The sequence below is a fragment of the Massilia varians genome (genome assembly GCF_027923905.1).
In the GTDB taxonomy this organism is placed as follows: Bacteria; Pseudomonadota; Gammaproteobacteria; order Burkholderiales; family Burkholderiaceae_D; genus Telluria; species Telluria varians_B.
The window spans coordinates 2936870-2956113 of sequence record NZ_AP026966.1 but is presented as its reverse complement, the minus strand read 5'-3'; the positions used below and the strand labels follow the sequence as shown (position 1 = coordinate 2956113).

Annotated in this window: 15 protein-coding genes and 1 pseudogene; 5 read left to right on the top strand and 11 right to left on the bottom strand. The window is 60.5% G+C overall.

What is annotated here, in order from left to right; genetic code table 11:
- Positions 1-686 precede the first annotated feature (686 nt).
- Positions 687-1852 (bottom strand): IS3 family transposase gene (locus MasN3_RS13380; protein WP_370662284.1). Its coding sequence is split into 2 segments (ribosomal slippage): positions 687-1576 and positions 1576-1852, totalling 1167 coding nucleotides; the frame shifts between segments, so codons are not numbered across the junction.
- A gap of 435 nt (positions 1853-2287) precedes the next feature.
- Positions 2288-2494 carry a heavy-metal-associated domain-containing protein gene (locus MasN3_RS13375; protein ID WP_071362880.1) on the bottom strand — a complete coding sequence of 69 codons (207 nt, stop codon included), beginning with the start codon at positions 2492-2494 and terminating at the stop codon, positions 2288-2290.
- 216 nt (positions 2495-2710) lie between these two features.
- On the opposite strand from MasN3_RS13375, the gene MasN3_RS13370 reads away from it, so the two are divergent.
- Positions 2711-3955, top strand: a complete 1245-nt coding sequence (locus MasN3_RS13370; protein ID WP_281907680.1) for a hypothetical protein — start codon at positions 2711-2713, stop codon at positions 3953-3955.
- 93 nt (positions 3956-4048) lie between these two features.
- On the opposite strand, the gene MasN3_RS13365 is transcribed toward MasN3_RS13370, so the two are convergent.
- A complete protein-coding gene (locus tag MasN3_RS13365; protein ID WP_281907679.1) occupies positions 4049-4708 on the bottom strand; it encodes a c-type cytochrome in 660 nt (219 codons plus the stop codon).
- 505 nt (positions 4709-5213) lie between these two features.
- Between MasN3_RS13365 and MasN3_RS13360 the strand changes: the two genes are divergently transcribed.
- Positions 5214-6389, top strand: coding sequence for a S8 family peptidase (locus MasN3_RS13360; protein ID WP_281907677.1), 1176 nt, complete (start codon positions 5214-5216; stop codon positions 6387-6389).
- Between the two features lie 124 nt (positions 6390-6513).
- On the opposite strand, the gene MasN3_RS13355 is transcribed toward MasN3_RS13360, so the two are convergent.
- The 6 genes from MasN3_RS13355 to MasN3_RS13330 all read right to left on the bottom strand — a co-directional run bounded on the left by MasN3_RS13355 (position 6514) and on the right by MasN3_RS13330 (position 15619).
- Entirely contained in the window at positions 6514-8313 is a 1800-nt protein-coding gene (locus tag MasN3_RS13355; RefSeq protein ID WP_177185553.1) for a 2Fe-2S iron-sulfur cluster-binding protein, read from the bottom strand.
- Entirely contained in the window at positions 8310-9002 is a 693-nt protein-coding gene (locus tag MasN3_RS13350) for a PepSY domain-containing protein (protein WP_071362885.1), read from the bottom strand. Before MasN3_RS13350 ends, MasN3_RS13355 begins: the two co-directional genes overlap by 4 nt.
- A 91-nt stretch (positions 9003-9093) precedes the next feature.
- A complete protein-coding gene (locus MasN3_RS13345) occupies positions 9094-11802 on the bottom strand; it encodes a TonB-dependent receptor (RefSeq protein WP_071362886.1) in 2709 nt (902 codons plus the stop codon).
- Positions 11803-12097: 295 nt separating this feature from the next.
- A complete protein-coding gene (locus MasN3_RS13340; protein ID WP_071362887.1) occupies positions 12098-12427 on the bottom strand; it encodes a four-helix bundle copper-binding protein in 330 nt (109 codons plus the stop codon).
- A gap of 85 nt (positions 12428-12512) precedes the next feature.
- Positions 12513-13757: a copper resistance protein B gene (locus MasN3_RS13335; protein ID WP_281907674.1), complete on the bottom strand. Its 1245-nt coding sequence runs from the start codon at positions 13755-13757 to the stop codon at positions 12513-12515.
- Entirely contained in the window at positions 13754-15619 is a 1866-nt protein-coding gene (locus MasN3_RS13330) for a copper resistance system multicopper oxidase (RefSeq protein ID WP_071363896.1), read from the bottom strand. Before MasN3_RS13330 ends, MasN3_RS13335 begins: the two co-directional genes overlap by 4 nt.
- 274 nt (positions 15620-15893) lie before the next feature.
- Between MasN3_RS13330 and MasN3_RS13325 the strand changes: the two are divergent.
- The 3 genes and pseudogenes from MasN3_RS13325 to MasN3_RS13315 form a co-directional block, all read left to right on the top strand.
- Positions 15894-16349 (top strand): annotated as a pseudogene (locus MasN3_RS13325) (HAD-IC family P-type ATPase); the annotation flags it as partial.
- Positions 16350-16357: 8 nt separating this feature from the next.
- A complete protein-coding gene (locus MasN3_RS13320; RefSeq protein WP_071362890.1) occupies positions 16358-16738 on the top strand; it encodes a cupredoxin domain-containing protein in 381 nt (126 codons plus the stop codon).
- Positions 16739-17063: 325 nt separating this feature from the next.
- Positions 17064-18092, top strand: a complete 1029-nt coding sequence (locus tag MasN3_RS13315) for an IS5 family transposase (protein WP_281914461.1) — start codon at positions 17064-17066, stop codon at positions 18090-18092.
- A gap of 112 nt (positions 18093-18204) precedes the next feature.
- Here the strand turns inward: MasN3_RS13315 and MasN3_RS13310 are convergent, their stop codons facing one another.
- The gene (locus MasN3_RS13310) at positions 18205-18669 is read right to left on the bottom strand and encodes a copper-binding protein (RefSeq protein WP_281907672.1); all 465 of its coding nucleotides are present in this window, start codon (positions 18667-18669) and stop codon (positions 18205-18207) included.
- Positions 18670-18745: 76 nt separating this feature from the next.
- Positions 18746-18973 carry a hypothetical protein gene (locus tag MasN3_RS13305; protein WP_143054574.1) on the bottom strand — a complete coding sequence of 76 codons (228 nt, stop codon included), beginning with the start codon at positions 18971-18973 and terminating at the stop codon, positions 18746-18748.
- Between the last annotated feature and the right edge of the window lie 271 nt (positions 18974-19244).

Sequence of the window (19244 nt, the reverse complement as noted above, 5' to 3'; positions counted from 1 at the left end):
GAATCCGCCCCGCATCATCTGCCCGCCTCGCCAATCGTTGGCCGCGCACAGCAGGACCGCCGCGCAATCGCACGAGCTCACAATGTCGGCTACGATGCCACCGCACACGCGGCGGCACGACAGCGAAGGCCAGCAGGTGCTGGGCAAGCAGGTTGAAGTCGTAGTTGCGCCTCGGAGATGCGCTGCTCCGCATCACGACAAGGGGGATGAGCTAGCGCGAGGAGGTCGTTCAAGACGGGCTGGGAATTGCCCGGTGAAGGAAGAAACGGAGGGTGAACGCAGCGTTTCCGCAGGTTCTTGCGCTGCAGTCATGGCAATGAAAGGCGGCGGAGCATAGCTGCCGATACAGCATCCGGAACACTTTCCGCAGCTCGAACTCTTATGGCCACCCATGTTCGCACAGGCACCATCGGGATCGGTCGCCTTTGCCGCCGCCGTAGCAGCGTCAGCGTGTGTTTTTTTGCCAGACAGATCGGCGCCTATTCCATGCTCTTCGTGTGCCAACGAGCGAGCGGTGTCCACTGCCAGAGCATGATGCGCCATGCCGCACTGATACCTCGTCACCCCCGCGATGCTCTGTATCGGCAGGGTAACGAACAGCAGGCACAAAAGAAATGTCCGTAGGCTGTGGCGCATGTGATGAATCTAACATGTGAGGTGTACTGTCAATAGTGGACACGTCCGTTTCAAGCAGCCAGCTGCTGTCTGCTGAATTCTTCGGCAAACGATGCTGGCGATAGGTACCCGAGACGCGAATGGCGCCGCTGGCGGTTATAGAAAATTTCGATGTATTCAGTGATTGCGGACTCCGCCTCGGCCCTGGTCGCATACCTCTGGTGATGGATCAATTCGTTCTTCAAGCTACCCCAGAAGCTCTCCATAGGCGCGTTGTCGTAGCAGTTCCCCTTGCGCGACATGGAGGCCGTCATGCCGAACTGCTCGAGCAGTTTGCGATAGTCATCTGCGCAGTACTGGCTGCCGCGATCCGAATGGAGAATCAGGCCTGGCGCTGGCCGCTTGTTGCGTACTGCTCGCCAGAGCGCCTGCGCCGTCAACTCCTGGGTCATCCTGGCCCCGAGCGCATAGCCCACCATCTCGCACGTAAAAATGTCCTTGATACCCGCCAGGTAGAGCCAGCCTTCGTCGGTGGCGACGTACGTGATGTCGCTCACCCAGGCTTCATTTGGCTCCGTCGGCGCGAAGGTCTGTTCCAACAGATTCGGTGCGACCGGGTAGGCGTGTTTCGAGTTTGTCGTTGCCTTGAATCTGCGCTTTTGCTTGCAGCACAGGCCAAGCTCTCGCCGCAGCCGCACGATCCGATCACGTCCCGCCTCGAAGCCTTGCGCAGCCAGTTCCGGCTGCAAGCGCAACGGTCCATAGGTCTGACGAGTTTGAACATGAGCAGCCTTGATGGCGATCTTCAGCTTCTCGTCGTTCTGCGCACGCTGCGATGCGGGACGATCCAGCGCTGCGTAATAGCCGCTGCGCGACACGTCAAAGACACGGCACAACAGGCCAAGCGGGTACTCGAGTCGCATCGATTTTATGAACGCGTACCGGGCAGCGACTCCCTGGCAAAGTACGCGGTGGCCTTTTTTAGCACTTCCTTTTCCATCCGCTCCACGGCCAGTTCTTTACGCAGCTTTGCCAACTCGGCTTCTAGTTCCACGACGCTTCGGCTGCCTGGTGGTGCCGCCGGGTCTGTGCTGCGCTTCGCCGCGCTCACCCAGTTGGCCAGCGTCCCTTTCGGCACTCCGATCCGCTGGGCAGCCTGTTCCTGCGACAAGCCCTGTTCCAGCACCAGCTTGACGGCTTCGGTCCTGAACTCAGGTGTGTATGTCTTCAATTTCATGTGTTCGCTCCTTCCGATAATTTTATCAATCGGAAGTGTCCGAAAAAGTCAGCGTACCTCACATGTCCCGTTTCATGTAATGCGCACGTTTCCCTTCGGCAGTAGCTGTCATTGCTAGTGCGGCGCAACCAAGTGGTATCAAGCGGTCTCGCTACCCCGCATTAACTGCTCGCTCATCTGCTTCGTGAACCACCCAGATTTTGTAGGGGCTTCATTTGAGAAAACGGAGCTAGGAAGGAGCAATCGAAGCATTCCCCGATGTCATCGGGTACTTTTCCCATGGTCAGTGAAGCGAGCAGCAAGTGCAAATTGCGGTGGCTACGCCCACGCCGATTATGGCCAAGATCGGCTGCGCGCCTGAAACGTTGCGCCGTCAGGTACGCCAGCAGGAGCGTGGGACGGGCCAGCGTCCGCCTTCACGAAAGCCGGGGCGGCTCACTGGCTCGCTACCTGGGACGCCGGGTATCCGGCAGAGCTAATCTTGTTGACAATTGCTTCCGGGCTCGCCGTACTCTCGACATGAACCAAGCGGTCTTTCAGCAGCACCTCCACTTTTGCGTTCGGATCCAAGGCCTGCACTGCACGCGTAACCCGGGCGGCGCAACCGCCGCAGGACATTTTTTCTACCTTGAGCTCGTACATATCGTACCTCCTGTTTGTTTGCTCTATACGTACTTTAGACCTTCCCATCATGGGAAGGTCAAGCACTACCTGCAACGATGTCCCAGGCGGACATGCCTGACAACCACGCAGTCATTGCCGCCAAACGAACAGACCGCTACACTTGTCTTTCCAGAAAGATATTTATAGCGTATGTGCTCTTCTACACTGGCGGTTGCCAACAATGGGGTCGCCGACTTGATCCACCAATACAAGCAGGATGCCGAGTCGGTCTACAACACCTGGTTCATCGGTAGCGAGGACCGCATGAAAGCCTTCCGCTCGATCCGGCGCGGCGTTATCGACACCGTCCAGGCAATTTCGAAAGGCAGCTTCGGAAACGATTTCCGCGGTTCGCCACTCGAGGATGTACTCTGCGCGATCACCGAGCAGAAACAGATGTTCGAAGGGGCCGCCCATCCCTTCTATTGGAAACCGAAGCTGCGCATCCCCGACATCTACGAGAGCGAAGCGAACCAGCGCAGGTTCGGCAGCTTCCTGTCGGCCTGCCTGAATGCCACGCGAGAGGAACAACTGCTTGCCGAGATGAGCCGTCTGGCCGAAGCCGGCATCAAGGGGCTGGGCCCGGCGGCGGCCACGATTCTTTACTTTCTCCATCCCACTCTGATCCCGCCTTTCAACACCGCGATCATCAACGGCTTCAATGCGCTGTTTGGAACGAAGCTCAAACTGGGCTGCTGGCACAGCTACCTAGCCATGCGGGAAGCGATCGTCGAGGTCAACAATCAGCACAGGCAGCTATTGTCGAAGGATCTCGGTGCGTTCGCAGGACTCCTGTTCGAAATCGGTACGGGACGAATCGCCACCGCGGGCAATGCAGACGCGACCCTGGCTGCGCTCCAAGAAAAAGCCGCCAAGGCTAACAAGCGCCGGCACGAACAGGTGCTGGCGGATCAGGCCGGCGTATCCGAGCACACACGCATGCAGCACCTGCTGATCCGCCTGGGCCGCGCACTGAAGTATCGCGTCCACGTCGCGCGTAATGACCGGCATCATTCCTTTGCGGGTGAGGCATTCGTCCTGGCGACGACCGATAAGCTGCCGGACATCGGCGCCCAGGATGAAGTCATGAATACGATCGGCTTGATCGACGTGTTGTGGCTGAGCGAGGACGGCGAGCACATCGTGTGCGCCTTCGAAATCGAAAAGAGTACCTCGATTTACTCGGGCATCCTGAGGATGAAGGACCTGGCCCTGTCCTTGCCGGAGCAGGCATGTCATTACTACATCGTTGCCCCGGATACCCGCGAACAGGAAGTGATCGCCCAGCTCAGCCGGCCATCATTTAAACAAGAAGCTGGCGATGTGCCGGTCATGTACATTCCCTTCGGCCTGCTTGCCCAGCATTGCGAAGCCCTGTGCATGTTTGGCAGCGACCTGCATGTACTGCGCAAGATCGCGCGAGGCAAGGCCATCATTTGACCGCCAGGCGGACCTGTCCATGGTGAGTATACGGGATCGTTCTCGGGATGAATCTGAACCGCTGACCCAATAACAGTGCATTGAGGTCCCAGTTCAATGCTCCTCGCCTGCTTGATGCTCATGCGCACGGGGCTTGCCCTCAGGCGAAGGCTTCACGTCGTCTGTTTTGGCGTGTCCTTTCATGGGACCTTCAGCAGCATCATGCATCTCTCCAGAAGGTGCTCCCGCATGAGAATGGCCACTGCTGCTTTGGACCAGCGCTTCGTAGCTTTCTTTGTTCAGGTCCGGCAATTTCTGGAGCAAAGAGACTAAGTTCCAGATGTCGGCATCGTTCATGCTCTTTCCCCACGCAGGCATCCCCGATGCCTTGATGCCGTGCTTGATGCTCCAGAACGCTCGTGATGGCTCGACCCGGGTGTTCGACAGGTTCGGCGGTGCAGGATATAAACCGCGACTGAGTTCGGTTTCTCCCATCCCAGGCGACAGGTGGCACTGCACGCACATCGCGTCGTAGTTGCCAGCCCCCTTAACGAGGGAGGCACGATTTGCAAGGTCGGGCACCTTGACGTTCGCTGCCCGTGCACGGACGGACTGTTCACGCACAAAATTGATTGCCGCATACACTGGACGTGAGTGAGGCGCATCAGCTGCAACATTGAAGGTGCCGGACCAGGCGATTGCAAAGGCTGCCAACAGAAGAATTGCTGCTATCGCGACAGTAATGGCAGCGGTCTGTTTAACGACTGGTTTCATTTTGTGCCTCCTTTCACTGTTTGACAACTAAGCACACGGGGAATCAGCCACGCCCGCGACGTCGGCACATCCGCCGGCTTCTGGCCGCGCCTGGCGGCCGATTCTCGAACCTGGCCAGGCGCCTATTCCAGGGATGTCTTGTGGGCTGGGTGTTTCGCTGCACGTCTCAACAGGAGGACGCCCCGATAGTGGTCTCGAGCATGGCCAACGTCAGGACTCCAAGTGTTGCCGCAGCCATACTGCATTAGAAGCCTTTGACGCGGTAAAGACCGTACGTTGACGCACTCGTGCGCGGCTCCGTGGCGGTCGACGTCCGAATTGTGAGCATGGGAGCTCCTAAGGTCTCATGCAGGGCAACGCAGGAAGTGCTTGGCTGACTCATCGCTAAAAAGCTTGATGCCAGTCAATGTTTTTGGCATGCGCCGAACGAGCGTACACCATAGCATTCACCACGTACACGCAGCCGCGCTACGAAGGCGCGGGCGGTGCGTCAGGGAGAAGGCAGATGAAATACATCGTCCTACGCATAAATGTTGACAGCGGTCCTCTGAAAACTGGCAAAGGCCGCATTGAACCTCTTGAGGCGCTTGCCGTTGGTAGCGTTAAGCTCGGCATCGAGGATATCGCGTCGACAGCCTACGCCAGCTTCTTGCGCGACCCTGGCGTATCGGCCGTTGCCCCATTGATGCCGGTAAAACTGATCGCACCGCTGGCGCCCTCGGCCACGGGAACCGATGCGAATTGGGGTTTGCAAGCCATCGCTGCAGATACGTGTCCCTTCTCCGGTCGTGGCGCCCGTATCGCAGTCCTCGATACCGGCATCGATGCGACCCATGCTGCGTTCGCAGGCGTCGAGCTGACCCAGGTGGACTTCACCGGCGACGGAAACGGTGATGGCAACGGGCACGGTACGCATTGTGCGGGCACGATCCTCGGGCGCGACGTGGACGGCAAGCGGGTCGGCGTTGCACGCGGTGTGCAGAAGGCATTGATTGGAAAAGTCCTGGATTCGGCCGGTCAGGGGGACTCCGCCCAGCTGTTTCAAGCCCTGATGTGGGCAATGCAAAATGAGGCGCATATCGTCTCGATGTCACTGGGGTTCGATTTCCCCGGCATGGTCGCGCGTCTAGCGAATCAGGAGGGGTGGCCAGTCGATCTGGCCACCTCGAGTGCGCTTGAAGCTTACCGGGCGAACCTGCGCATGTTCGATGCTATTATGGAACTCTACAACGCGCAAGCCGCATTTGGCTCGTCCCCACTCGTCGTCGCCGCTGCCGGCAACGAAAGCCGCCGCGACCTTGACGCCAGCTACCGTCTAGCTGCTTCGTTGCCGTCTGCCGCCACGCACGTGATCTCGGTCGCCGCGGTTGGCCAGGCACTGGACCGGTTTTCCGTGGCGCCGTTCTCGAATTCGATGGCGACGATTGCAGCGCCAGGTGTGGACATTCGCTCAGCCCAACTTGGCGGAGGATTGGCCGCGCTGAGCGGGACCAGCATGGCCTGCCCGCACGTCGCGGGCGCATGCGCATTGTGGTGGGAAGCAATCCAGACGCGTGGGCAAACGCCCACTTCGCTCCTGGTACAGTCGCAACTGATGAGCACAGCCAAACCGGACGTGTTCGCCAGCGACACGGACGAGCAGGATGTCGGCGCCGGCCTGGTCCAGTGTCCGCTCGCCTAGTCCTGGGGCATATCCCGTAATTCCCCCCGAGGTCACGTGCGCGGGTCGTGGAGGAAGGCAAAATGAGGCGTTCCGGCGGTCGACGACACGGAGCACAAGGAATAGCCCTAGCGATCTTCGTCCTTCAGATCTTGAAATCGTCGTAGGCGATGTTCGCCTCCCCGACTCCAAGACTGCGCAACATTGCCAGGGTACTCGACAGCATCGCCGGCGGGCCGCAAACGTAGAACTCGAGCGAGGCGATGTTCGGGTGCGTACGCAGCAGACCCTCCAGCGCGGCTTCGTGTACCAGTCCTGCGGGCGCGCCGTTTACTGCCTCCTCCGACAGCACCAGGTGCCAGCGGAAGTTCGGGTGTTTCGCTGCGAATGCCTGCATCTCGTCCACATACGGCGCATCGCGCCGGCTGCGCGCCCCGTACCAGAAGTGCAGCGGCTCGGTGGCACCCTTTGTCAGGAGCTCATGGATCATGGCGCGCAATGGCGCCATCCCGGCGCCGCCGCCAATGAACACTTTCTCACGCGCCCCGGGCTTCAGTGCGAAATCGCCGAATGGTCCGCTGAAGCGAACTTCGTCACCGACCTTGAGCGTGTACATGTAGCCTGATCCCCTGCCCGGTTGTTTCCCAGGCATGAAGCGGACCAGGAAAGTCAACTGCGAGCCGGCACATTCCACCGGTACCGATATCGAATACGACCGTCGAACGGGCGTCTCATTCGCAAGCGTCGACAGCACAACTGCGGCACGCCAGTCCTCCTGGTGCTCCTCGGGGACATCCAGCTGGCTGGCCTCGCGTGCGTACGCGGGCACGTGGATCTGGACATAGGCGCCCGGCCGGCATTCCATTTGGTCCTGCGGGCGCACTGTGATCTCCCGCAGGAACGGCGTCACCGGCTTGACGCTGGTGACCACCCCTATGCGTTCGGCAGACGACGCAAGGGTGTTCCCGACGTCGACGTCGAGACTGCGCGTTACAGGAAGGTTACAGGCCAACCTGTACCCGGCCGCGAGCTTCTGCGGCGACAGCAGTGCGCGATCCGCACCCGTAGGTTCAGGCGCCTGTCCAACGCATCGTACTTCACACAAACCGCAGCTTTGGCCGCCGCCGCAGTTCGACGGCAACTGCAGGCCCGAGCGGGCGAGCGCCTGGAACACGGTATCGCCCTGAACCGCCTCGACCGCGCGATGCATCGTGCCATGAGCGTCGACCAGGTTGACGGTACGGCGCCGCCGCCAGCGGCTTGGAACGAATTCCGCGAGCCGCACGCTGGCGAACAGCAGCCAGACACCGCTCAAGGCCATCCACAGTCCGCCGATCGCACTGGAGACAAGCAAGGGATTGTTGAAATTGGTCCTTTCGCTGTAGTCCATGATGTGGAGCATCCAGAACAGGTCGAACAGGCGCCAGGTGCTGTTCCTGTGTTCGAGCACCGTTCCCGACAGGCTGGAGACATAGACCGAGGTCTCGTCGGCGTCGTCGAAGTCGACGCGCCAGACGGGCTCCTTGTGTTTGCGGGCCTCGAGTGTGAAGTTCAGCAGGCGCGGCACTCCGGCTTTCCCGCTTCCGGAATAGGACGCACGCGCGATCTCCCCTGCCAGGCTGGCGTCCACCGCCACCGCATTGCCGTCCGCTGCGCTGACCATCCAGCTGCGCTTGTCGTTCTGCAGCCGGTACACGGGCCGGTCGAGCACCCAGCCGGAAGTGATCGCCATGACGTTTTCCCGGCTGGCCGCAAGCACCGCGTCCGTGCTGAGCACATCCTTGGGCCACGCGGGCGGCGCCGGTGGCCTGGTGCGGAACTCACGTCCCTGCACCTTGTTCGCGTCGAGCAGGCTCATGACGACGCCGCTCGACATCCACAGCAGGAACTGGATCGCCAGGATCACCCCCACCCACTTGTGCAAACGTCTCATCCAATGGCTCATGCCTGCTTCCTCCGGTTGAAGCTGTAGAAGAGCAGCCATGCGCCGCTGATGGCGAACAGCAGGCCAGTAATCGACGCCGTGCGCAGCAGCGTGTTGTTCACGTTCTCGCGTTCCTCGTAGTCCATGATGTGGAACATCCAAAGGAAATCGAACCATCGCCAGAGTTCATGACGCCGGGCCACCAGGTCGCCGGTATACGGGGAAAAGTAAAGCGTCGTCTGTCCGGGCTCGTCGTAGTGGACGGCCCACAGCGGCACCGGGCGCGCTCCGACCTCCTGGGGCGCCTTGGTCACCCATTCGACGCCCTTGATACTGCCCTCGCCCACGTAGGCCGCATCGGCCAGGGCGATGATCTGGTCGCGATCGAGCGGGCTGATCTTCTCGCCGCTGACGGCGTCCACCAGGCTCGTTTGCTTGCCCTGCTTGACTTCATAGACTTCCTTGCCGAGCAGGTTTTTCATGCGGACGGCCGTAATGCCCGGGTAGGCTTCGTGCAGGCTAGCCTGGCTGATACGGGCGGCGGACGGGTTAAGCCTTTCGGTCGGGACGTGGGCCAGGTGGTCGCCGTGGACGACTTCGAGCGGGACCACGACCATGTAGAGACCGCTGATCATCCAGAGCAGCGCCTGCACCCCGATGACGAGCCCGATCCATTTGTGGGCGCGTCGCACCCAGAAAGCTAATTGCATAGTTATTGTTGTAATGAATAGGTTACCCGGTCAGCCGGGCGAGCCGGAGCGAAGCATACACGCTCGCGGGCCGCCCGGCATCATTGAATGGCTAGAACTTGTAGCCCAGGCGAACGTGCCAGCGACGCCCCAGCAGGTCGTAGGTCATCGTATCGGTGTTCCCGTCCGTCCAGCTCTGGATATACGGGGCACGCTTGTCGAACAGGTTGTCGACCCCAAACGAGACCGCCATCGCCTTGTTGAACGCATACTTCACGCTGGCGTTGTGGTAGGCGATGCTCGGTGCACGTGAACCGATGTCTTCCGGTGCGGCATTGATGTCCTCGGCCTTGCCGATGTACTGGACCGTATAGGAACCCGACCACGGTCCGCTGGACGAGGTCAGGGACGCCGTCGACCGCCACTTGGCATAGCTTCCGCGTCCGCCCGTGATCTTGCCGGCGTACTCGATGACCTCGCCGCCAGGGAATGGCGTCACGTCGAAGCGGTTGAGGCGGGAGACGTCGGCCGTGAGCGACGAGGCCCATCCGAACAGGCTGAAGTCATACATGGCGCCGAAATCCAGGCCGGCGACCTTCTGCTGCGCGGCGTTCTCCGGCTGCGACGACAGGAAGTTGATTTCGCCGGTGCGCGGATCGCGGGTGAAGCTCGACGGCCGGCAGAAGATGTGCGACAGCCCTGGCGAGTTATAGCAGACCGACAGCTTGGTCGAGCCCGGTACCGTTTCGATGGCGTTGTCGATCTCGATGTTGAAGTAGTCGAGGGTCAGGGTTAGCGCCCTGGACGGGGTCCAGACTAATCCGACCGTGAAGGTGTCCGCCTCTTCCGGCTCGAGCTTCTGGTTGCCGCCGCCGGTCGTCAGGATCGATGGACCGAATTGCCTGTAGCCGACCGGGACGCCGGACGCCTGGCAGTTCTTGTAGACCGCCGAGTTCGGGTCGAGGGTATTCCAGTTGTTGCACGGGTCGGTCGTCGTCAGGTTGCCCTCGGAGACCCCGCCGAACAGCTCCGGAACGTTCGGGACACGGAAGGCCGTCGACCGGTTTGCGCGCATCTTGAGCGAAGGGATCACCTGCCAGTCCAGGCCGAGCTTGTAGGTTCCCTGCGAGCCGAACAAGCTGTAGTCGGAGTAGCGGGCGGCGGCATTCATGGTCAAGGACTGCACCAGCGGCAGCTTGGCCAGCAAGGGGACGGAAAGCTCGGCGAATATTTCGCGCGCGCTGTACTCGCCGGCGATCGGGTCCATGGCAGGAGTATTTGCCGCGCCAGACACGATCAGGCTGTCCGGGTCGCGCCACCCCTTCTCGCGGCGGTATTCGAAACCGGAGGCGAATCCTACCGGTCCCGCCGGCAGCGAGAACAGCTCGCCGCTGACGCTGGCGTTGAAGCTCTTCTGGTCGTTGCCGCCGTGGTCGCGGGTCGTGAAGTGGATGTACTCCAGCACCGCCGGGCTCAGGTTGCCGTAGCCGAGGTAATTGCCGCAGGGGGCGGCGGTCGGGCTCTTGCCGCAGGTCGCGGCGTTCAGGGTCGCATCCACCCGGTCGAGGTTGATGATGTTGGTCATCCCGTCCACGCCCGTGTTACGCCCCCAGTTGAGGGATGCCGACCAGTCCCACTTCTCTCCCAGCGCGCCTTTCAGGCCGGCGACGATGCGGAAGGTATTCGTCTCCTGGAAAAAGTGGCGCGGTCCCACCTCGGCAACCCGGCGGCGCTCCAGCGTCAGGTTCTGACCGGTCGGGTTGGTCGGGTGGCTGGCCGCGATCTCGATCGGGCGGTAGACGCCGATCGCGCCTGGCGTCGCCAGCTGCCTGGACTTGCGGTTCGTGAACATGAGTTCGGTGAACATGTCGACGCTATCGGTCAGGCGTGTGTTACCGAAGGCGCTGACGCCGATCCGCTTGATCGGGTTGACCGCGTTCAGGAAGGGGTTGCTGTTGTAGGCGTGCTTGGCTGCGCTGTAGGTTTCGAAGCCGCGCGGATTCCCGTTCGGGTCCTGGTTGAAGTTGACCCGGCGGCCGTCGGCCAGCCGGGCACGGCCGCCGATGGTGGACGAGCTGCCGGAACAGACCAGTTCGCCTTCATCCTCGAACAGCGAGCACGGCGCGCGCGACGCGAGGTTCACCTCGCCGCTTTCCGAATAGTTCAGCGACGCCATGAGCGAACCGCGCTCACCACGGCTACCCCAGACCAGATCGGCGGATTTCTCGTCCCCGTCGCCGCGCTCGGTCCTGCCGAACCGGACCGATGCCTCGACGCCATCGAAGGCCTTCTTGGTGATGATGTTGACGACACCCGCGACGGCATCGGCCCCGTAGATGGCCGATGCTCCGTCCTTCAGCACCTCGATCCGTTCGATCATCGCCACTGGAATCATGTTCAGGTCGACGGAGCTATTGGCGCCCGTACCGCCGGACACGACACGGCGTCCGTTCAGGAGCACCAGGGTGCGGTCGATGCCCAGGCCGCGCAGGTTGACCTGCGTCGTGCCGTAGCCATTGCTGGTCCAGTATGCGCTGGTCTGGTTCCCGGCCGTGCCCGCCGATGACGGCAGCCGCTGGAGCAGCGTCTCGACCGAAATCGCGCCGGAACGCTGGATGGTTTCGGCGTCGATGACGGTCACGGGACCGACGCCGGTCAGTTGTTCCTGCCGCAGGTTGATCCGGCTGCCGGTGATCTGGACCCGCTCCATCCCGCTTACCTGGGTGTTGTCGCTGGTGGCGGGCTGTTGCGCCTGGGCACTCTGCTGCAGGACCAGCAGTGCGAGCGCGGCTGTCGTTCTTGGGACGTATTTGTGAACCATTTACCCTCCGGGGTTATTTTTGTAAGAGCTATGAAACCGCAACGTTTAGGGCTTCAGGTCGCGGCACATGGTGGGATGAAGCGAGTCACTCACGGCTTGTATATACAATTAAGCCGCACTTTTAATGTAACGCGGTTTCTGCAAGTAAGCAATAAAGATACGTTTTTACAACAATCCTCCGTATAAAATTTAAGAACGAGCGAATACACCGGCGCAAATTCGCGCCGCCACAAAATTCCTTTGCTGCGGCTAGGGGAATCCGCTCCCTAACCGCCCTTCCCTACTCAAATCGCGATCATGCCGCAAGCATCCTGCGGCATTCTTCCGCGCACCTGCGGCAGGCCGCGGCGCACGCCTGGCAGTGCTCCATCTGATGCTTGCTGCACTCTTCCGCACACATCTCGCACAGTGCGGCGCAGGCCTCGCAGACGATCTTGGCTCCTTCGCCACCCCGTGCCATCGTGGCGGCGGCAACCCGGCAAAGCTGCGCGCAATCGATATCGAGAGCGATGCAGCGGGCCATCATTTTCACGTCGTCCTCCTGCAGGCAGGCGGCGGCGCACATGTCACATGCATCCGCACAGTCATTGCAGGCCTCGATACAGGTTTCGTGTTGCTGGTTCATGGCGTTCTCCTTGAACAAGTTGGTCTAGGTCTCTATCAGGACAAAACTCTCGCGCGCTGCGGAACGATGCCGCTTGCCGGTCAAGTCAGAACCACAGGCGCACGCCCGCTACCGCCTGCACTTCGCTGGGGTCGCCACCCCGCATGCGCGTGAAATCGGCGGTTTCTCCGAACTGCCGGTTCCAGGTGACGCCGATGTAAGGCGCGAACTTGCGCGTGATCTCGTAGCGCAGCCGCAAACCCGCGCTCAGGTCGGAGACACCCTCGCCCGTCCCACGCTCGGGATCCGCACGGCTGTACAGGTTCGCGCCCAGCTCAGGCTCGAGGATCAGTCGCGGCGTGAACAGGATTTCATATTTCACGTTGAGGCGTGCCGCGAATCCGCTCCCCGAGCGCCAGTACGCGGTGGCCTCGGTCTCGAACCAGTACGGCGCCAGGCCTTGGACGCCCACGGCCAGCCAGTTCTTTCCTCCACCTTCGCCGCCGTCGTGCCGCACGCCCAGCTGGGTACTCCAGAATGGCGCAAATGCCCGGTCCCACAGTAGCTCGGTGCGGGACGATTCGAGGGAACCACCCCGGCGCTCTCCCTCGACCTTGACCCAGGCCTTGTTGTAGTCATTGCCGTACCAGGCCTCGGCCTCGAGGTTCTGACCGTGTTCGCCATCGCCCCTCGCCGCTTCCAGCTTGTCGACCAGTACCTTCCCGAACGGAGCGTTGTCGTTCATTTCGTGGTTGCCGAAGTTCGCGTGTCGGGTTCCCTCGTTATAGGCGTTCGGATCGCGGGCGTCGGGCGGAGGGTTGCCTCCCTGCATGGGCCCCATTTGCATGGCATGGCCCGCCATACCGCCACCCGTCCCGGACGCGTGTTCCTGGCCAGCGCTTCCTGCTGCGGGGACTGCACCGTGTCCCATGGCTGCGTGATCCATGCCGGGCGCGGCCGTGGATGTCGGCTGGGCCGGTGGCTTCGTGGGAGCGGCTGGTTGTGCCGCGTGGCTCGAATGGCCGGTTGCGTGACCCTGGTGTTGCGCCGCCGGCGCCGGCGGGGCCTCCTTGGGCGGCTCTGCCGTGTTGCCATGCCCGGCATGGCCAGCATGCCCAGCTGCCGGTGCATTCGACGGGGCCGGGTCGGTCGGTGCCTGTTGCGACGTCTTCTTGCCGGCCGGCGCGGGCGTACCGTGTCCCATTTTGGAGTGGTCCATGGTCGACATGTCGTGGCTGCCGGTCGACTGCGGCGGCTGGGTTGGAGCTGTCGTCTGCGCTGCGGCGTTCGCTGCAAGCAGGCACGCCAGCACGAGCGCGCGAGGCGCAGGTTTAATCGATGGATTTTTCATGATACGACCACCTCCCTGAACATCCCGGCTTCCATGTGGTACAGCAGATGGCAGTGGTAAGCCCAATGGCCTGGCGCATCGGCCGTGACCCGGTAGGTGATCCTTTGGGCCGGCTGTACATTGATCGTGTGCTTGCGGACCTGGAATTTCCCGTCGGGCGATTCCAGTTCGCTCCACATGCCGTGCAAGTGGATCGGATGATTCATCATCGTGTCATTCACGAGCACGATGCGCAGACGCTCCCCGAAGCGGAAGCGGATCGGCAAGGATTCGGAGAACTTCTGGCCATCGAACGACCACATGAAGCGTTCCATGTTGCCGGTGAGGTGAAGCTCGATCTCCCGGCTCGGTTCCCGTGGATCGACCGGCCCGCCGATCGTGCGCAGGTCGGCATACGTCAGGACACGTCGGCCGTTGTCGCGCAGGTTGACGCCGGGGTCGTCGAGGTTGGTGCGCGGCATATCGACGTGCATGTCGACGCCCGGCCCGTATTCGGTGCGCGCATGCGTCACCTTCGGCGGATGGCCCGCGGTCGGCGCGGCGGCCGTAGGCATCTGGGCATGCGCGGCATGCGGGTCGGTTTGCGTTGCCATCGGCATGTCGTGCCCCTGATGCGCGGCACCTGCCGTCGCTGCCGGTGGCGATGCGCCCGCCTGCTGTGCATGTCCACCCATCGCATGGCCGCCCGTGGCGGAGCCATGCATGCCTGACATGGCCATTGCTCCCATCATGTCAGTCATGCTGAGCCATTGGGCCTCGTCCATGTTCGGTACGGGAGCCAGCATTCCCGGCCGCGGTGCGAGCGTGGCCCGGACGAAACCGGAGCGTCCGATCGACTGCGCGAAGATCGTGTACGCCTGGTCCTCTCGCGGTTGGACGATGACGTCATAGGTTTCGGCGACCGAAATCCGGAACTCGTCGACAGTGACGGGTTCCACGTCCTGTCCGTCCGCGGAGACGACGGTCATTTTCAAACCCGGGATGCGCACGTCGAAGATGGTCGTCGCGGCGCCGTTGATGAAGCGCAGGCGGACTCGTTCACCGGGGCGGAACAGGCCGGTCCAGTTCATCTCCGCGGTGGCGCCGTTGATGAGGTAACGCAGTGCCCCGCTGATATTCCGGCTGGCCGTCACATCGCTGAAGTCGGTCGGCATCATGCGCATCTGGTTCCACATCTTGCGCTTTTCCACGGCGGCGGCGAATCCCATGCTCCGCACGTCGCTGACGAACTCGCCGAAGGTGGGTTGCTTGTTGTTGAAGAAGTCGCTCATCTTCTTCAGGTTGGCCAGCACCCGCTCCGGCTTCTCGTCCGTCCAGTCCGACAACATGACGACATAATCGCGATCGGCCTGGACGCGCTCCCCGGCTTTTGGCAGGACGACGATCGGGCCGTACAAGCCGAGCTGTTCCTGGAACGCGGAATGACTGTGGTACCAGTACGTACCGCTCTGCTTGACCTCGAACCGGTAGGTGAAGGTCTGTCCGGGCTGGATCCCGGCAAAGCTCAGCCCCGGCACGCCATCCATGTCGGCCGGGAGGAGGATGCCGTGCCAATGGATCGAACTGACCGTCGGCAGACGGTTGGTAACCCGGATCGTGATGGTATCGCCTTCGTTCCAGTAGAGCGTGGGCGCCGGCACCTGGCCGTTGACCGCGGTGGCGATACGATCTGCTCCAGTGAAATTGACAGGAACCGGCCCGATCTCGAGATCGAAACTGGTGCCGCGTAGATTGCGCCTGTCCTGCGCGGCAAACAGCGCGCTTGGGCTGAAACCCGCGAGGCCTATCGCTGCCCCCAGCCCTTGCAGGAAACGGCGCCGCCAGCTGCTTGTGCAGACGTCAGTAACTTCTGAACGTTTCATATGGTTCTCCGATTCGAAATGCGACTTCTGGCGCAGGAATCTGCGCGATTCGGCCCCAAACGTTCCCATGCCGGTGACCAGGGACGCGGATACGCCTGCCCCGCGGCGGATAGCCACCGGGACACGACTCGGTTATTTGATCTGATTTGTTTGAACGCGTGCCCGGTCAGGATGACTCCTTCGTGCAGGCGCGAGCGCGGACACGGGCGGGTCTCCCGGTAATCAGGAACGCATCGCCGGCGCTAGCCGTGAAGGATTACGCCGCGATTGACGCGGCAGTGCGTGGGGGGCGCTCGATCCGGGCGGGAACATGGCCGGTGAGGGAAAAGTGGATGTCGTCAAACGGCTGCAACAAGAAAAGAAAGTCGTGGCGATGGTGGGTGACGGGATCAACGACGCCCCTGCTCTCGCGCAGGCTGATATTGGCATCGCAATTGGTACTGGCACTGATGTCGCCATCGAAGCGTCCGATATCACGCTGCTCAAGGGCGACTTGCGAGGCGTTGTCAATGGTATCGCGCTGTCACGTTCAACGATGCGTACCATCAAACAAAACCTGTTCTGGGCATTCATCTATAACGTGTTGGGGATTCCGGTTGCTGCAGGTGTCCTGTACCCGTTTACCGGCTGGCTTTTGTCGCCGATTATTTCCAGCGCTGCAATGTCGCTGTCAAGTGTTTCAGTTGTTGCCAATAGCTTGCGCCTGCGGCGCTTTAAACCTGAAATATAGGAGGAAATATGGATAGCGCCGAGATAACCGTCGTGGTTAGTGAACTGCTTTTGATTGCTTTCGTGTTGTGGTACTTCTTTGGAGAGCGTAAGGCTGTCGCGGCCTCGACTACGGAGAGTGGTGTACAGGAGATCAAAGTGACCGTGAAAGGGGGGTACTCGCCCGATGTTATCGTCGTCAGGCAGGGAAAGCCGGTACGCCTTGAATTTTATCGGGACGAAACTGCTTCTTGCAGCGAGCAAGTCATCTTTGGTGATTTCGGCATCGCGAAAAATCTGCCGGCATTTAAGTCAACAGCGGTTGAGCTCAATCCGGACAAGTCTGGCGAGTTCACGTTCACGTGCGGAATGAATATGATGCGAGGGAAATTGATAGTGAACTCCCCTTAGAATGCCTGGTTATTGTTGCGAGAGATAGGGCACTTACTTACGCCAGTAGGCTCCGGGTGGACTGTTCATGATTGCTCAACAAAGCACTCTCGGTTTCCGACATCGCAAGCAAGAGTTTTTTGCCGGGCGGCGCATCGATCTTGTAAGCTTTCGTGATGCTGCCCCATACCCGGGCTGGATGCAGCAGGACGCTTTCCGCAGGGATTGCGCCTCTCCAGCCCGGGCTGTGCCGGGATTACTTAAGGGCACCTCGAAAAACCTCGGCTGACCTGACGCAAGCTGGGTAAAATCCTGACATCGAACCAAGCCAGCGAGTGTCGTGATGATGAAACCCCGGATCAGTCTATTTGCCGAGCAGGAGCGTGAGGATCGGCGGTCGAAACTGGGTGATCCGTTGGTGGGCCTGGCCGAGCATGTGGATTTCGAGGCGCTGGCGGCACGTATCGATGCCGTCGCGCCGCGTCCGTCGCGGGCCAAAGGCGGCCGTCCGCCATACCCGACAGTACTGATGATCAAGATCCTGGTGCTGCAACAGCTCTACAACCTGGCCGATGACGCGCTGGAGTATCAGTTGCTGGACCGCCGCAGCTTCCTGCGTTTTCTGGATCTGACTGAAAGCAGCAGTATCCCCGACGCCAAAACGATCTGGCTGTTCCGTGACCGTCTGGCGCAGGCGGGCGTAGGCGATCAGGTATTCGAACAAGTCCAGCAGCAATTGCTGTCGCAAGGCTATCTGGCGCGCTGCGGCCAGATCGTCGACGCCTCGCTGGTTCAGGCACCGGTTCAGCGCAACAAGCGAGAAGAAGCCGAGACGGTCAAAGAAAGCACGATGCCGCTGAGCTGGAAGCCGCACAAGCGGGCACAGAAAGACGTTGATGCCAAGTGGACCAAAAAGCACGGCAAGAATCACTTTGGCTACAAGTTGCATGCCAGTGTTGACAAGCGTTGCAAGCTGATCCGCAAGATCGTCGTCACCCACGCTGCGGTGGCAGATACCAACGTCTTTGAAGAGTTGCTCGACCTGAACAATACTAGTCGCGATGTGTATGCCGACCGGGGCTACCCCAGCCTTGAACGGGAAACCAGATTGAAGCAGGCGGGCTGGCGCGTGCACATCCAGCGACGCGGCCATGCAACCAAAGGCATTTCCGACACGCAGAAGCGACGCAATCGCGCGATCGCCACGCCGCGCGCTCGTGTCGAGCATGTGTTTGGCGCCTTGGCGCAGATGGGCGGCAAATTGGTGCGCTGCCTGGGGATCGTGCGCACGACGTTCGCCCTGCACCTGAAAGCGGCCAGTTACAACCTCAAGCGTCTCGTCTTCTTGAAGAAACACGGGGTTGCACCGTTCTAAACCAGCAGTTTGGCAGCCTTCGGCTGCCAAACTGGCCTGATTCGAGGGCGATCTTCGCTATCAAAATGACGCTGCCGGCGCGCGCAACAGCTCGGGGCCATTCGATCGCGCGTCATATCGCCTCGATCATGCCAAAAGCCGGGTTATTCGAGGTGGCCTTAACTGCAGAAACAGTATAGACTGTCCCCTGTTGCGTGAACTCGACGTCAACTTTTTTGTCTACCGTCAGCTTGTCAAAAAGCGCCTTGTCCTTGACCGCGAACGCCATTGTCATCGCGGGCCACTGCAGACTTTTAACAGGACCATGGGCCAAAGTGACTTTCCCATTTGCCGGGTCAACCGCTTTCACGACCGCCGAAGCGGTGTGGACGGTTGTATCGGCCGCGCCTTTGGCCTTGTCGTCCGACATCATGTTCTTCATCATTTCTTTGCATTTCTGCTTGTCCATACCACTCATATCTTTCATTTCCATGCACTTCTTATGGTCCATGTTCATCATGCCGCCGCTATTCTGAGCGAAAGCAGCAGCAGAAGCAGAGAAGGCGGCGATGACAGCAAGTTGGGCAATGCGTTTCATAATAGTATCCTTTTAGATATAAATTAATTTCTTGACAGGTGCTTCAAGATAAGTCTTCATTGAAGCGAAGTGCTGTTCAATCAGACCTTATATTCGTTTCGTGGCAAGGTTTTGTTGTTTGCTTTGCTACAGCGGCTTGATTGGACTGTTGTTGGTGCTTGTTTTCTTGAGCTTGGGCTTGGCGCCAGCGTTCGGCTGCAACTTTTCTACCATGCTCAATTATTTGCCAGTCAGGGCCTGCGAAAGCCGGGTTGCCTGCTCCGATTAGGGCAGCGCCCACGAGCGAAATTAGCATCTTTTTCATATTCAAACCGTTCCAAGTAGTTGAGCGAAGACACATGTTCTGATTTGCATTGCAGTGCAAATCGACTGCATGGATAGATCATAGCGGAACGTAACTGACTGGAGGATTACCTGCACATTACGATGATGTAATGTATAAGGAGGGCTCTGACGACGCGGCCTGTTCAACCTTGTCGATCTGGCAGCAGCAACATGAATTCCTTTCCGCAAGTGCGAGCTCGACGTTGGTTTAGGGAGCCGCAACCAGCATCGAAGCTAGTCAGCGCAGTGAT

Coding starts and splice junctions, on each gene's coding strand:
- MasN3_RS13375 (WP_071362880.1), bottom strand. CDS start 2,494: ATGTACGAGCTCAAGGTAGAAAAAATGTCCTGCGGCGGTTGCGCCGCC.
- MasN3_RS13365 (WP_281907679.1), bottom strand. CDS start 4,708: ATGAAACCAGTCGTTAAACAGACCGCTGCCATTACTGTCGCGATAGCA.
- MasN3_RS13360 (WP_281907677.1), top strand. CDS start 5,214: ATGAAATACATCGTCCTACGCATAAATGTTGACAGCGGTCCTCTGAAA.
- MasN3_RS13355 (WP_177185553.1), bottom strand. CDS start 8,313: ATGAGCCATTGGATGAGACGTTTGCACAAGTGGGTGGGGGTGATCCTG.
- MasN3_RS13350 (WP_071362885.1), bottom strand. CDS start 9,002: ATGCAATTAGCTTTCTGGGTGCGACGCGCCCACAAATGGATCGGGCTC.
- MasN3_RS13345 (WP_071362886.1), bottom strand. CDS start 11,802: ATGGTTCACAAATACGTCCCAAGAACGACAGCCGCGCTCGCACTGCTG.
- MasN3_RS13340 (WP_071362887.1), bottom strand. CDS start 12,427: ATGAACCAGCAACACGAAACCTGTATCGAGGCCTGCAATGACTGTGCG.
- MasN3_RS13335 (WP_281907674.1), bottom strand. CDS start 13,757: ATGAAAAATCCATCGATTAAACCTGCGCCTCGCGCGCTCGTGCTGGCG.
- MasN3_RS13330 (WP_071363896.1), bottom strand. CDS start 15,619: ATGAAACGTTCAGAAGTTACTGACGTCTGCACAAGCAGCTGGCGGCGC.
- MasN3_RS13320 (WP_071362890.1), top strand. CDS start 16,358: ATGGATAGCGCCGAGATAACCGTCGTGGTTAGTGAACTGCTTTTGATT.
- MasN3_RS13315 (WP_281914461.1), top strand. CDS start 17,064: ATGAAACCCCGGATCAGTCTATTTGCCGAGCAGGAGCGTGAGGATCGG.
- MasN3_RS13310 (WP_281907672.1), bottom strand. CDS start 18,669: ATGAAACGCATTGCCCAACTTGCTGTCATCGCCGCCTTCTCTGCTTCT.
- MasN3_RS13305 (WP_143054574.1), bottom strand. CDS start 18,973: ATGAAAAAGATGCTAATTTCGCTCGTGGGCGCTGCCCTAATCGGAGCA.